Annotated in this window: 12 protein-coding genes; 4 read left to right on the top strand and 8 right to left on the bottom strand. The window is 66.9% G+C overall.

Features of this window, described 5'->3' with window-relative positions; genetic code table 11:
* Positions 1–12: 12 nt before the first annotated feature.
* Together C8J44_RS02740 and C8J44_RS02735 are read left to right on the top strand one after the other, a co-directional pair.
* Positions 13–1,113: a DUF2336 domain-containing protein gene (locus C8J44_RS02740; RefSeq protein WP_121903262.1), complete on the top strand. Its 1,101-nt coding sequence runs from the start codon at positions 13–15 to the stop codon at positions 1,111–1,113.
* Entirely contained in the window at positions 1,110–2,486 is a 1,377-nt protein-coding gene (locus tag C8J44_RS02735) for a sensor histidine kinase KdpD (protein ID WP_404969175.1), read from the top strand. The genes C8J44_RS02740 and C8J44_RS02735 overlap by 4 nt, the downstream gene beginning before the upstream one ends.
* On the opposite strand, the gene C8J44_RS02730 is transcribed toward C8J44_RS02735, so the two are convergent.
* The 3 genes from C8J44_RS02730 to gltX are packed head-to-tail and all read right to left on the bottom strand — an operon-like array spanning position 2,460 to position 5,402.
* Positions 2,460–2,663 carry a hypothetical protein gene (locus C8J44_RS02730; RefSeq protein ID WP_121903261.1) on the bottom strand — a complete coding sequence of 68 codons (204 nt, stop codon included), beginning with the start codon at positions 2,661–2,663 and terminating at the stop codon, positions 2,460–2,462. The genes C8J44_RS02735 and C8J44_RS02730 overlap by 27 nt on opposite strands.
* A complete protein-coding gene (locus C8J44_RS02725) occupies positions 2,663–3,946 on the bottom strand; it encodes a citrate synthase (RefSeq protein ID WP_060524737.1) in 1,284 nt (427 codons plus the stop codon). The genes C8J44_RS02730 and C8J44_RS02725 overlap by 1 nt, the downstream gene beginning before the upstream one ends.
* 25 nt (positions 3,947–3,971) lie before the next feature.
* Positions 3,972–5,402, bottom strand: coding sequence for a glutamate--tRNA ligase (gene gltX, locus C8J44_RS02720; RefSeq protein ID WP_404969174.1), 1,431 nt, complete (start codon positions 5,400–5,402; stop codon positions 3,972–3,974).
* 90 nt (positions 5,403–5,492) lie between these two features.
* On the opposite strand from gltX, the gene C8J44_RS02715 reads away from it, so the two are divergent.
* Positions 5,493–7,670 carry a ComEC/Rec2 family competence protein gene (locus C8J44_RS02715; protein WP_183128719.1) on the top strand — a complete coding sequence of 726 codons (2,178 nt, stop codon included), beginning with the start codon at positions 5,493–5,495 and terminating at the stop codon, positions 7,668–7,670.
* A gap of 732 nt (positions 7,671–8,402) precedes the next feature.
* On the opposite strand, the gene lexA is transcribed toward C8J44_RS02715, so the two are convergent.
* Both lexA and glp read right to left on the bottom strand, forming a co-directional pair.
* The gene (lexA, locus tag C8J44_RS02710) at positions 8,403–9,077 is read right to left on the bottom strand and encodes a transcriptional repressor LexA (RefSeq protein ID WP_121903259.1); all 675 of its coding nucleotides are present in this window, start codon (positions 9,075–9,077) and stop codon (positions 8,403–8,405) included.
* 68 nt (positions 9,078–9,145) lie between these two features.
* Positions 9,146–10,327, bottom strand: a complete 1,182-nt coding sequence (glp, locus tag C8J44_RS02705) for a gephyrin-like molybdotransferase Glp (protein WP_121903258.1) — start codon at positions 10,325–10,327, stop codon at positions 9,146–9,148.
* Between the two features lie 540 nt (positions 10,328–10,867).
* Here glp and C8J44_RS02700 point away from each other — a divergent pair.
* Positions 10,868–11,560, top strand: a complete 693-nt coding sequence (locus C8J44_RS02700) for an energy transducer TonB (protein WP_259466674.1) — start codon at positions 10,868–10,870, stop codon at positions 11,558–11,560.
* Between the two features lie 88 nt (positions 11,561–11,648).
* Here C8J44_RS02700 and moaC read toward each other — a convergent pair whose 3' ends face one another.
* From moaC to trpD, 3 genes are read right to left on the bottom strand one after another with little or no spacing between them, the layout of a single operon-like run.
* Positions 11,649–12,116, bottom strand: coding sequence for a cyclic pyranopterin monophosphate synthase MoaC (gene moaC / locus C8J44_RS02695; protein ID WP_121903257.1), 468 nt, complete (start codon positions 12,114–12,116; stop codon positions 11,649–11,651).
* Positions 12,113–12,889 carry an indole-3-glycerol phosphate synthase TrpC gene (gene trpC / locus C8J44_RS02690; RefSeq protein ID WP_056048598.1) on the bottom strand — a complete coding sequence of 259 codons (777 nt, stop codon included), beginning with the start codon at positions 12,887–12,889 and terminating at the stop codon, positions 12,113–12,115. Before trpC ends, moaC begins: the two co-directional genes overlap by 4 nt.
* Before the next feature lies 1 nt (position 12,890).
* Positions 12,891–13,883 carry an anthranilate phosphoribosyltransferase gene (gene trpD / locus C8J44_RS02685; RefSeq protein WP_121903256.1) on the bottom strand — a complete coding sequence of 331 codons (993 nt, stop codon included), beginning with the start codon at positions 13,881–13,883 and terminating at the stop codon, positions 12,891–12,893.
* Between the last annotated feature and the right edge of the window lie 105 nt (positions 13,884–13,988).

Here is a 13,988-nt window from a genome sequence, read left to right as displayed (position 1 = left end):
ACCTACCGGATCATGTCTGTCGGCCAAGATCCTGTCCAAGACGCGATGCCGTCGCCTCATGCGCCCGTCGCCCGTGCGGAAAGCGCGCGCCTACGTGCCGAAACGCGGCTGGCGGGAACGATCGCCGACTTCTTCCTCGATGCGGACGCTCGGCTCGACGATCGCACCCGGCTGATGCTTGCCCGGGTCCTGGGCGGTATCGTCGAAGCGATCGAAGCCGACATCCGTCGTCACGCGGCGCGGCTGTTGGCCGGGCAAGGTCTGGTAAAGGTTGGCGAGGCGGTCCTGCGGCCGAAAGGCGCTGGCGTCGTTGCCCGGTTGACCCGTGCCGGTCTGTTACGCGACGAAGACCTGATGGAAGAGCTGATCGCGCGGGTCCGGCATGACCTGATCGCCGCGTCGCTCCCCGTCGACATCGCCGATCCGGACGAGGCGAGCCTGGTGGTGCGGCTGGCAGGCGTACCCGATCGCGTCGTCGCGTCCGCCGCGTCGGCATTGCTGGCGGCGGAAAGTCGACGGCGCGTATCGAACGAACAGGGCCTGGCCAGTGGCAGCGAATTGCCCGCCGAACTCCATCATCGGCTCGTCTGGTGGGTCGCCGCAACGATCCGCGACGAGCAGCGCGTGACGACGCGGGAGGGCGACCGGGCGATCACCGACGCCGCCGAGCGCAGCCTGGCCGCGCACGACGAAGGCGAGCGGGCGGATGCGGTCGCGATGCGGCTGGCGGGCGCGATGGATGCGCGACCGAACGAGCTGGCCGCCGTTCTGGTCGAATCGATCGGCGATCGTCGGCTGTCGCTGTTCGTCGCGGTACTCGCGCATGCTCTCGGCATCGCCTTCGATCAGGCAAGGGCGATTACGCTCGAACCGGATGGCGATCGGCTGTGGCTGGCGTTGCGGGCGATCGACATGGATCGACAGACGATCGCCAGGATCGGCCTCGCTTTGTCCGAAGCGGATCCGCGGCGGGATATCGAGGCGTTCGCCGACGCGCTCGACGAAATTGCTTCGATCGACGTGACGGAAGCCCAGGCCGCGGTCGCGCCGTTGGCGCTGAACCGCGATTTTCGCCTGGCCTTGCGAGCACTTGCGCGTACGGACCGTCGATGACGATGTTCGATCCTACCACCGAGAACCCCATCGCGCATGCGATCGTCGCCGCCGATGGCACGCTGGTGTTTGCGGATCCGGCCTTGGTCGCACTGAACCAGCGCGCTGGCGGCATGCGCGGTGCGCCGCTGGCGGTTCCGCAACTCGCGACGATCGCGCGTCTCGCGCGGCGGCTCGGGATCGTCGTCTCGCGCAGTGTGGTCGTCGCCGACGACGAGGCGGATGTCGACCTCTGGGTCCGCGCGCAGCCCGACGGCGAGAATGTCCGGCTGACGGTCAGCGGCTGGCGCGAGATCGCAGCGTGGCGCCCGACGCGGCCTTCGCCCGAGGTGCAGGGCTTCCTCGACAGCGATAGCGACTGGCGATGGGAAACCGATGCCGCGCTGCGACTGACGTTCGTCACGCTGGACGCCGGGCCCAAGCATGGCTTCGATCCGTTCGCATTGCTCGGGCAGCCGCTGACGGCGATGTTCGCGCTCGATTCCGGATCGGACGGCGGATTGCCGATCCTCGATTCGCTCGCCCGGCGGCGTCCGATGACGGCACAGCCGGCGCGACTGCGGAGTTCGGGGCGAGCGGTAATGCTGACGGCCAATGTCCGCTACGACGTGTCGGGTGATTTCGCGGGCTTCGTCGGCGCGGCCCGCGTGGTCGTCGAGGATACGCCAGCGCCCGCCGAGCCCACGGTTCTGTCCGCTACCTTCACGACCGGGCTCGACAAGGCGTTGCGCGTGCCGCTGGCGCGGATCGTGGCGAATGCCGACAGCATCAATGCGCAGTCCGACGGCCCGGTCCAGGGCGACTACGCCGACTATGCCGCCGACATCGCGACCGCCGGGCGGCACCTTCTGTCGCTGGTCGACGATCTGGTCGATCTCCAGGCGGTCGAGCGGCCCGACTTCACGATCGCGCCCGAACCGATCGACCTCGCGGACGTCGCGCGTCGTGCAGCCGGGCTTCTGACCGTGCGCGCGGCCAATCTCGGCGTCTCGATCGCGCGGCCTGCGACCGACGTACGCGTGCCGGCGATCGGCGACTTCCGCCGCGTGCTGCAGATACTGGTCAATCTCGTCGGGAACGCGCTGCGGTATTCGCCGCGCGGATCGGACGTGTCGGTGACGGTGACACGCGGCGCGACGCATGCGGTGCTGACCGTGGCGGATCAGGGCAAGGGCGTCGCGCCCGAGGATCAGGTCCGGATTTTCGAGAAGTTCGAGCGGGTCGACACGTCCGAGGCCGGCGGCAATGGGCTCGGCCTGTATATCGCACGGCGCTTGGCGCGGGCGATGCAGGGGGATCTCACGGTCGAGAGCGCGCCCGGCGAAGGTGCGCGGTTCGTCTTGACCTTACCGGCGGATCCTGCGCGCCACTAAAATCAGTGCGAGGCCGAACGCGGCGAGGAATGCGCCGCGATCCGCCCAAGGCCGCTGGTCGAGCATGAAGCTCGACTGCGGCCAGTGGACGTATCCGAGCCCCTGGCCGATCCAGAGCAGACCCATCAGCGCGCTGAGAACGCCGATGACCATCAGGATCGGCCGGAGCGTCTTCATCAGCGTGACGCCATTGGGACGTAGTCACGCGCGGTCGGACCGCTGTAGAGCTGGCGCGGACGGCCGATCTTCTGGTCGGGATCGGTGATCATCTCGTTCCACTGCGCGACCCAGCCGACGGTGCGGGCGAGCGCGAAGAGCACCGTGAACATCGACGTTGGGAAGCCGATCGCCGACAGGATCACGCCCGAGTAGAAGTCGACGTTCGGGAAGAGCTTCTTCTCGATGAAGTACGGATCGCTGAGCGCCAGACGCTCGAGCTCGATCGCGACGTCGAACACGGGGTCGGTGACGCCCAGCTCGCCGAGCACTTCCTTGACGGTCGTCTGCATCACGGCCGCGCGCGGATCGTAGTTCTTGTAGACGCGGTGACCGAAGCCCATCAGGCGGAAGGGATCGTTCTTGTCCTTGGCGCGAGCGATATACTCGGGGATCCGGTCGACCGTGCCGATCTCATGCAGCATGTTGAGCGCGGCTTCGTTCGCGCCGCCATGCGCGGGGCCCCACAGGCAGGCAATGCCGGCCGCGATGCACGCGAACGGGTTGGCACCCGACGACCCGGCGAGACGGACAGTCGAGGTCGACGCGTTCTGCTCGTGATCGGCGTGGAGGATGAAGATGCGGTCCATCGCCTTTTCGACGATCGGGTTCACGACGTACTTCTCGGCCGGCACGCCGAACGTCATCTTCAGGAAATTGCCGGTGTAGCTCAGCGTGTTGTCCGGATAGACGAACGGCTGGCCGACGCTGTACTTGTACGCCATCGCGGCGATCGTCGGCATCTTGGCGATCAGGCGGTGCGACGCGATGACGCGCTGGGCCGGATCGTGGATGTCGGTCGAATCGTGATAGAACGCCGAGAGCGCGCCGACGACGCCGCACAGGATCGCCATCGGATGCGCGTCGCGGCGGAAGCCACGGAAGAACTGCGCGAGCTGCTCGTGCACCATCGTGTGGCGCGTGATCGTGGTCGAGAAGTTCGCCAGCTCGTCTTCGCTCGGCAGTTCGCCGTTGAGAAGTAGATAGGCGACTTCCATGAAGTTCGACTGCTCGGCCAGCTCGCCGATCGTGTAGCCGCGGTGCAGCAGCGTGCCCGCGTCACCATCGATATAGGTCAGCTTCGACTGGCACGACGCCGTCGAGGTGAAGCCCGGATCATAGGTGAAATTGTCCGTCTGCGCGTACAGCTTGCGGATATCGATGACATCGGGTCCGACCGTACCGGACATCACCGGATACTCGAAATCCTTGCCGTCGACCTTGAGGGTTGCGGTCTCGCTCATGCTTGTATCCTTCCTCGAAATCTTATCAGCTAGCCATTCGGTCGGCGATCCGTCCCAGGCTCTCGTCGCGCCCGAGCAGATCGAGCACATCAAAGATCCCCGGCGACGTCTTGCGTCCCGTCAGCGCGGCGCGAAGCGGCTGTGCGACCTGGCCGAGCTTGACGCCCCGCGCTTCGGCCACGCGCCGTACCGCGCCTTCGAGCGCCTCCGTATCCCACGTGGCGAGCGCGTCAAGTTCGGCATGGGCATTGACCAAAATCGCACTCGCTTCACCCTGCAAAAGGCTCGCTGCGGCGTCGTCCATCGCCAACGGGCGCTGGCTGAACAGGAAATTCGACCCTTCGGCGAGCTCGTTCAGGTTTGCGGCACGTGGCTTCAGGACGGGCATCGCGCGAGTCAGAAGATCGAGTCCGCCGGTCGGCAGGTCGTGGCCGAGGCGATCGGCGGCGAGCTGCGCAAGGCGCGCGTCGTCGGCTTCGCGGATATAATGGCCATTGAGGTTCTCGAGCTTCTTCAGGTCGAAGCGCGAGGGAGACTTGCCGACCCCCGACAAGTCGAACCACTCGACCGCCTGCTCACGGCTGATGATCTCGTCGTCGCCGTGACCCCAGCCGAGCCGGAGCAGGTAATTGTCGAACGCCTCGGGAAGGATACCCATCTCGTCGCGGTACGCTTCGATGCCGACTGCGCCGTGACGCTTCGACAGCTTGGCGCCGTCGGGGCCGTGGATCAGCGGGATGTGCGCATAGATCGGCTCGGGCCAACCCATCGCGCGATAGATCGGCAGTTGGCGGAACGCGTTGTTGAGGTGATCGTCGCCGCGGATGACGTGCGTCACGCCCATGTCGTGATCGTCGACGACAACCGCGAGCATGTAGGTCGGCGTACCGTCCGAGCGCAGCAGGACGAGGTCGTCGATCTCTTCGTTCTTGACCGTGACGGCGCCTTGGACGCGGTCCTCGATCGTGACGGCGCCTTCCTGCGGCGCGCGCAGGCGGACGACATGGGGAAGGTTCGGTGCCTCGCTCTCGGGGCGGTCGCGCCAAGGGCTGCGGATGCGGAGCGGCTTCTTCGCGGCCTGTGCCTCGGCGCGCATCGCGGCGATCTCGTCGTTGGTCATGTAGCAGCGATAGGCATGCCCATTTGCTACCATTTCGTGTGCGACCTGCGCATGACGCTCGGCACCCGCGAACTGCATGACGACGTCGCCGTCCCAGTCGAGCCCGAGCCAGCGCATTCCGTCGATGATCGCGTCGATCGCCGGCTGGGTCGAGCGGACCCGGTCGGTATCCTCGATCCGCAGCAGGAATTTGCCGCCATTAGCTTTCGCAAACAGCCAGTTGAACAGCGCGGTGCGCGCGCCGCCAAGATGCAGGAACCCCGTCGGCGACGGAGCGAAACGGGTAACCACGGGTGCGGCCGAAGCGGCGGTGCCCGTATCAGATATTGCGCCCAACCGCGGGTGCTCCCAGACTGTAAGAACGATGGAGAAACGATGGCCATGACAGCCGTCGCCGCCCCTAGCATGCGTCCTTGGCGGCGACAAATGGGCGTGCCGCGATGGGGGGCTGTCGTCGGGCTTGCCGTGGAGCGCTGGCTGGAGGCGGAGCGCGACCAGCTGGTGTTGTGGCTGCCGGTGATGCTGGGCGGCGGGATCGCGTTGTGGTTCGCGCTGCCGGACCCGGTGGCGTGGCGCGTGGCGATACTGCTGTTGGTGGCTGGCGGGCTGGCGTGTCTGGCGGTGGGGCGGGGCGGACGTGCGGCGCGGTCGCTGGCGATCGGGCTACTGACGACGGCGTTAGGGCTTGGGCTGATCTGGGCGCGATCGGAGTCGGTGGCGCGACCAGTGCTGGGTGGACCGACGATCGCTAGCTTCTCCGCGAGGGTCGAGGCGATCGAGCCGCTGGTGGCGCGGAAGCTGGTCCGGCTGACGCTCCTGCCGATCGGGAAAGGCGCGGAGACCGACGGGCAACCGGTTGCGCTGCCATACCGCGTCCGCGTTAATCTGGCGGAAGCGGATGCGCCCAAGCTGCTGGGAACGGGGGCGGTCGTGCATCTGCGGGCGCGGCTGATGCCACCGCCGCTGCCCGCGGTGCCAGGCGCCTACGACTTCGCCCGCGTCGCATGGTTCGGCGCGATCGGCGCGACGGGGCGGGGCTTCGCACGGGTGGTCGTGACGACGCCGAGCGAGTCGGGTGCCGGCATCCGCGTCGCGCTGTCGCACCATATTGTGTCGCGACTGGACGGCAGCGCAGGCGGTATCGCTGCAGCGCTCGCAACCGGCGACGTCGGCGCGATCAGCGAGGAGGATTCGGAGGCGATGCGCCGCGCTGGACTCGCGCATCTGTTGTCGGTGAGCGGATTGCATATCACTGCGGCGGTGGCGGCGACGATGTTGATCGTGTTGCGTCTGCTGGCGCTCAGTCCGTGGCTGGCGCTGCATGCGCGCCTGCCGTTGATCGCCGCGCTGGCGGGGGCGGCGGCGGCGATCGGTTATACATTGCTTACCGGCAGCCAGGTTCCGACGATCCGGTCGTGCGTCGCGGCGCTGCTCGTGCTGGCGGCGCTGGCGATGGGGCGCGAGGCGATGACCTTACGCCTCGTCGCGGCGGGCGCGGCGTGCGTCATGTTCGTGCTGCCCGAATCGGCGGCGGGGCCGAGCTTCCAACTCTCGTTCGCGGCAATCACCGCGATCATGGCGCTGCACGAGCATCCAGCCATTCGCGCGTTCTTCGGCCCGCATGAGGAAGGCAGACCGCGCCGCCTCGCTCGCGGCATAGCATCGCTGTTGCTCACCGGCCTGCTCGTCGAGTTCGCACTGATGCCGATCGCCGTCTATCATTTCCACAAAGCCGGGCTCTACGGCGCGTTCGCCAACATCATCGCCATCCCCCTGACGACCTTCGTGGTGATGCCGCTGGAGGCTTTGGCGTTGCTGCTCGATGCGGGCGGGCTCGGGGCGCCGATATGGTGGCTGGTGCAGCGCTCGCTCGATGCTCTGCTGTGGCTTGCACATTTTGTCGCCAGCGCACCAGGTTCGGTGCGGTCCTTGCCCGCGATGCCGACGGCGGCGTTCGCGTCGATGATCGTTGGTGGCATCTGGATAGCCTTGTGGCGGACACGGTGGCGGCGGCTCGGGCTCGTACCACTGGCGATCGGCGCGGTCTGGGCGCTGACGACGCCGGCGCCGGACGTTCTCGTGACCGGTGACGGGCGCCATGCCGCGGTACGGACGGCAGCGGGGCTTGCTATGCTGCGTGATCGGGCCGGCGACTATACGCGCGACATGCTGGCCGAGAACGGCGGGGTGGACGGCGAGCCGTTGTTGCTGGCGGACCAACCCGACGCGCGGTGCAGTCGTGATCTGTGTGTCACCGATATCACCGCACGGGGGCGGATGTGGCGCATCCTTGCGACTCGCAGCGCCTACATGGTGCCGATAGCCGAGCTGATCGCCGCCTGTCGGAGTGCCGACGTCGTCGTTAGCGAACGTGGGCTGCCGAAGCGGTGCGTACCGCGTTGGCTGAAACTGGATCGCCGCGTTCTTCGGAGGACGGGCGGCGTCGCGCTGACCTTGGGGACGGGGACGGTCGTGACGATACTGAATGCGGGCGACCGCCACCCCTGGCGCGATCCGCCGATCCTCGAACGTACTCCATTCAATCTGCAGCGGGGCGGGTTTCGGGGCTCAGCAGCGGCGTTCCGAGCAAATGGGATACGCTGACGCGTAAAATTGATCACGCAAAGGCGTAAAGGCCGGACAATCCGGTAAACCGCGGCCATTCAATCAACGAGAGCGTCATTTAGGCTTCCTCTGTGCCCGGAGAGGACGGTAGTCTGGTCCAGGCACACAAGCTTTGCGCCTTTGCGCCTTCGCGTGAATATAATTTCTTTGCGCCTTCGCGTGAATATAATTTTCCGTAGCCGCCGGCGATTGTAGTCGGATGAATGTTCACGCGGAGACGCGGAGACGCGGAGACGCGGAGCCGCGGAGAAGTTTTTGAGGGTAGAGTAGATCTGGCGGGCAGTTGTCTGGTTCTCATTTCGAAGGTGTTTGGAACAGCGAGGTTCTTCTCGGAGCGGAACACCTCTGCGCCTCCGCGCGAACCAATCTTCTGCTGCGCCAAGGGGCGTCAAAAAGATGTTAGCGCAGAGGCGCGGAGGCGCAGAGATTATCTATTTTTTGTCTAGGACTGCGTTTTGTCATGGAATGCGAGATCGTCTTCCGAACGCCATGCCGCATTGAGAAGAGCCGTCCATGCTGCCCACAGCCTTCTGTAGAGCCTGTGCCGAAACACCTGCGCCATCCTGAACGCTACTGTCTCCGCCGAACACAACCGTTGCCCGTCGCCGACAACACGAATAATTCGTCGTACCGATCCACATCCCGCCTCACCGGTGCGACCGGAGAACGAGGGCGACGGGCCGGACGACCACATCGGCTGTCATCTGCGGCTCAGTCGTAGCGGCGGAGGATGCCGGAGAGCTTGCCTTGGACGCGGACTTGGGCGGGGGCGTAGCGTTGGGGGTCGTAGGCTCGGTTTGCCGGGTCGAGGCGGACCATGGCGCCTTCGCGGCGGAAGTATTTTAGGGTGGCTTCGCTGTCTTCGATCAGCGCTACGACGATCTCACCGTCTCGCGCCGTTTCGGTGCGGCGGATCAGGGCGTAGTCGCCGTCGAGAATGCCGGCTTCGACCATCGAGTCACCCGAGACTTCCAAGGCATAGTGTTCGCCGGTGCCCAGCAGCGTAGCCGGGACGGCTAGCATCGTGCTGCCTTCGAACGCTTCGATCGGGACGCCGGCGGCGATGCGGCCGTGGAGGGGGATCTCGATGACGTCGTTGGCCGGTTGCGGGGTCGCGGCGGCGGGGGCGGCCTTGACGTTCGACGGCTTGGACGGGGTCTTCTTTTCCGGGCGTTCGGGCATGCGCAGCACTTCGAGCGCGCGCGCGCGGTTCGGTAGGCGACGGATGAAGTTGCGCTCCTCGAGCGCGCTGATCAGACGGTGGACGCCCGACTTCGACTTGAGGTCGAGGGCGTCCTTCATCTCCTCGAACGACGGCGAGACGCCGGTATCGTTGAGGCGATCGTTGATGAAGCAGACGAGTTCGTGCTGCTTGCGCGTGAGCATGGCGGTTCTCCGTCCGGAACAGACTGGGAACTTCTATGGAACATAATTAACGCCGTCAAGCGCTCGCTTCACGCGATCACGAGGATTTCAGCCGATTCGCCTGTCTTTGCGACGGGGGCGTTGCCGGGGCGGACGATCAGGCAGGTCGAGCGGGCGAGCGTGAGCAGCATCGAGCTGTCCTGGATCGTCGAGGCATAGGCTTTTCCGTCGCGCAGTTCGGCGCGGAGGTAGTCGGTGCGGGCGTTGTTGGCGGGGAGGTCTTCGCCGAGCAAGGCGTGCGTCGATTGGGGGAGCGGGTCGCGAGCGCCGGCCATGTGCGCGACGACGGGCTTCACGAACAGCGTTGCAGTGACGAACGCAGAGACCGGGTTGCCGGGTAGGCCGAGCACCATCATCTCGCCGATCCGGCCGGCCATCATCGGCTTGCCGGGGCGCAGCGCGATCCGCCAGAAATCGATGGTGCCGCCGGCGGCTTCGATCGCCGGGCGGACGAGGTCGTGATCGCCGACCGACGCGCCGCCGGTGGTGACGAGCAGGTCTGCCTGCACGCTGGCGAAGGCTTCGCGGAGGATTTCGAGATTGTCGGGCAGGATGCCCAGGTCAACGATGTCTACCGGCATGTCGGCGAGCATTGCGGCGAGCATGATGCCGTTCGATTCGGGGAGCGCGACGCCGTCGGTGGTCGAGCCGGGGGGGACGAGTTCGTCGCCAGTGGCGGCGACGGCGACGCGGACGCGACGGTTGACGGTGAGGCTGCCGTGGCCGCCGGTTGCGGCGACGGCGATGCGGGCTGGGCTGAGGCGGTCGCCGGTGGCGATCAGGCAGGTGCCGGTCGAGAAGTCGAGACCCTTGCGGCGGGTGTTGCGGCCGAGTGTCGGCGGGCCTTCGCCGGCTAGGATCAGGGTTTCGCCGTCACGCTCGGCTTCTTCCTGGACCATGACGGTGTCGGCGCCGTCGGGCATGGCCGCGCCGGTGAAAATGCGGGTGGCCTCGCCGGGGGCGACGTGGCCTGCGAAGGGGCGGCCGGCGGCGCTTTCGCCGATGACGGTCCAGGGGCCCGGGAGGTCGGCGTAGCGGATCGCGTAGCCGTCCATGGCCGAGAGGTCGGCGGCGGGCTGCGTGCGGCGGGCGAGTATGTCCTCGGCGGCCCAGCGGCCGGCGGCTTCGCGCAAGGCCACGGTCTCGTGGTCGACGCGGGGGGCCATGGCGAAGAGGCGGGACTGGGCTTCGGCGACGGGGACTAGGGTCATGCTAAGGCTCTGTTTTTGGGCGGTTCTGAAAAGTGAAGTATAGGAAGTGTAGACGCTGGGAGCGTTTTGGCGGTTGGCGCTTTTGGCGTGTTGTATGGGGAAGCGCGGGGCGTGGGGGTAGGTTCCGTGTTTGGCATGGGTTTGGTGTGTAGGACAGGCGTTGTTGGACGAGGTGCGACGGCTTTGTGACTGACTAGCCTGCGTAATATCGAACGTCGCTCCCACCTCCTTGTTCTCTCGCGAAGGCGGGAGCCCAGACTGGGTCCCCGCCTTCACGGGGAAACACGGGTTTGGCCGATGGCGTTCGTTATTACCTTGGCCTTCCCAACTGGGCCCCGGCCTTCGCCGGGGTGGTGTTTTGATTTGCTCGTCGGCTTCTCGGGCGATGACTGCCGAGTGCGAATGGGTCCTCGATAGCGTTCCTCGACGGTTGGCCAGCACTGGTTCATCCTTTGCGGGGCTTTGTTTGGAGGAAAGAGACACCAGATCAGCATGATGACACGTAATCAGCCTCGGGCGAGAGACAGGATCGGGGCGGCGGTGAGTGCCGTCCTGTTGCCGGGAGTGCTGGGCTATGCGCTGCTCAACGGGCTTGTGGTGACGATGCCGGCGGCGGTGAGCGATGCGTTGAAGGTGTTCGATGCGGCACCGCCTCCGCCACCGCCTCCCGAGGAGAAGGTGAGGCCTCGGCCTTCGCCTAGCCGCAAGCCGGAGGGGGCTGCGTCGCCGCCTAATCTGAAATCGAAGGCTACCGAAGTGGTCGCGCCGAAGCCGGTGGTGCCGGTTGTGGTGCCGCCGCCTGTCGTCGTTGCGGAGAAGGCTGGGGTGGGGGCGCAGGCGACGGCTGGCGCTTCGGATGTTCGCGGACCGGGGACCGGGAGTGGGGGGATTGGTAATGGCACCGGAAGTGGTGGGTATGGCGATGGCGACGGTGGGGGTGGCGAGGAGACGCCGCCGCGGTGGCGCAAGGGGCGGTTGAAGGACTCCGATTATCCGCGCGAGGCGGCGGAGACGGGTATCCGGGGGCGGGTTTCGGTGCGTTATCTGGTGCAGACCGATGGGCGGGTTTCGCGGTGCCGGGTGACTCGGTCGAGCGGAAGCCGGGAGCTTGATACGCTTACGTGTCGGTTGATCGAGGAGCGGTTTCGGTATGATCCCTCGCTCGATGCGGCGGGGCGGCCGGTCGAGTCTACGATCGTGGAGGATCATGAATGGGCTATGGGTGGGGATTGAGTTCAGCTGAGCGCGTTCTGCTTGGCTTGCCCTCACCGTCGCCGCCTTTGGCGTCTATCCCTCTCCCCCTTGGGGAGAGGGTTCCTTGTCAGGCGGTCCAGTTGCCGGATTTGCCGCCGGACTTTGCGCGGACGCGGATTTCGGTGAGCACCATCGTCTTGTCGATCGCTTTCGCCATGTCGTAGATCGTCAGGAGCGTTACCGTGGCGGCGGTGAGCGCTTCCATCTCGACGCCGGTCTTGCCTTCGGTGGAGGCGGTGGCTGTAGCGGTTACGCCGGTTTCGTCGACGACCAGATCGATTTCCACCTTCGTGAGCGGGAGGGGGTGGCAGAGGGGGATGAGGTCGCTGGTGCGCTTGGCAGCCATGATGCCGGCGACGCGCGCGACGGCGAGGACGTCGCCCTTTTTCGCGGTGCCGGCGCCGATCGCCGCGGCGGCTTCGGCGGACATGGTGATGCGGCCGGAGGCGATGGCTTCGCGGGCGGTGACCACCTTGCCGCCGACGTCGACCATTCTTGCCGCGCCGGCTTCGTCGATGTGGGTCAGGCCGGTCATCCGACGAGCGCCCGCGTGGCTGCTTCGACGTCGTCCTGGCGCATGAGCGCTTCGCCGATCAGGAAGCAGTGGATGTCGTGTTCGGCCATCGCGTCGAGCTCTGCGCGCGTCGTGAGGCCACTCTCGGCGACGAAGGTGCAGTCCTTGGGGGCTTTGCCGACGAGGTCGTAGGTCCGCTGGAAGTCGACCGAGAAGTCGCGCAGGTCGCGGTTGTTGACGCCGATCAGGCGCGACTTGAGCCTCAGCGCGCGCTCCATCTCGTGCGCGTCGTGGACCTCGACCAGCACGTCCATGCCGCATTCCAGCGCGGAGGCTTCGATCTCGGCCATCTGGATGTCGTCGAGTGCTGCGACGATGATCAGGATGCAGTCCGCACCGATCGCGCGCGCTTCGGTCGACTGCCATGGGTCAACCATGAAGTCCTTCCGTAGGACGGGGATCGAGACGGCGTCGCGCGCGGCGGTGAGGTAAGCGTCGGAGCCCTGGAACCACTTTTCGTCGGTCAGCACCGACAGGCACGCGGCGCCACCGGCTTCATAGGCTCGGGCGTGGGCTACGGGATCGAAGTCGGCGCGGATCAAGCCTTTCGAGGGGCTGGCTTTCTTGACCTCGGCGACCAGCGCGTAGCCGGTCTTCGCGTCAAGCGCGGCGCGGAAGCCGCGCGGCTTCGACATGCGGGCGATGCCGGCGTCGATGTCCGCGAGCGAGGTCGTGGCCTTGCGCGCGGCAACTTCGGCGCGCTTGGTCTCGAGGATACGGTCGAGCATGGTCATGTCAGTAGGCGATCCAGCGGGCGAGCAGCGCGTCGGCGCTGCCGGTGTCGAGGGCGGCGGCGGCCTTGGCCGCGCCGTCGACGAGAGTGGGGACGGTGCCGGCGACCATCAAGGCGGCGGCGGCGTTGAGCAGGACGGCGTCACGGTAGGCGCCGGCCTCGCCTTTCAGCAGGCGGCGGAGTGCGTCGGCGTTGTGGCGCGCGTCGCCGCCGCGGATCTCGGTGATGGCGTGGCGGGTAAGGCCGGCGTCTTCGGGGGTGACTTTGCCCGGCAGCGTAACGCTGCCGACCGAGGCGACAATGCTGGGGCCGGCACCGGACAGTTCGTCGAGGCCTTCTTCGCCGGAGACGACGAGCGCGGCTTCGGTGCCGAGCTGTTCGAGTGCTTCGGCGTAGAGCGTGACGTAGTCGGGGCGGGCGATGCCGATGAGCTGGCGGGTGGTGCCGGCCGGGTTGGCGAGCGGGCCCATCAGGTTGAAGATCGTCCGCTTGGCTATGCGTTGGCGGATCGGGGTGATGCGCTTCATCGCCGGGTGGTGGTTGGCGGCGAACAGGAACGCGATGCCGATCTCGTTGAGGCTGGCCTCCGCGGTGGCGCCGGCGCGGTCCATGTCGAGGCCGAGGACTTCGAGCGTGTCGGCAGCGCCGGCCTTGCTGGAGGCGGCGCGGTTGCCGTGCTTGGCGACGGGGACGCCGGTAGCGGCGACGACGAGCGCGACCGCGGTCGAGACGTTCAAAGTGTGGTGGCCGTCGCCGCCGGTGCCGCAGACGTCGATCGCGCCGGCGGGAGCGTCGATCGGGATCATCCGGTTGCGGAGCGCGCGCGCGGCTTCGGCGATCTCGATGCTGGTTTCGCCGCGGGTCGCGAGATCGGTGAGGAAAGTGGCGATCGCGTCGTCGCTCGCGCGGGCGTCGAGGATGTCGGCGAAGGCCTCGCGTGCGGATTCGCGGGATAGGGGGGAGCTAGGGTCTGGGAGGAGCGTGGTGGTGGTCACATTCCCCTCCCGCTTGCGGGAGGGGTTAGGGGAGGGGCTACCTCGAAGGTCGTCGGTGCGGCGCTGCCCTCCCCCGACCCCTCCCGCAGGCGGGAGGGGAGTTGG

It is taken from the genome of Sphingomonas sp. PP-CE-3A-406 (assembly GCF_003688625.1).
In the GTDB taxonomy this organism is placed as follows: Bacteria; Pseudomonadota; Alphaproteobacteria; order Sphingomonadales; family Sphingomonadaceae; genus Sphingomonas.
This window is presented reverse-complemented; position numbering and strand designations above follow the sequence as displayed.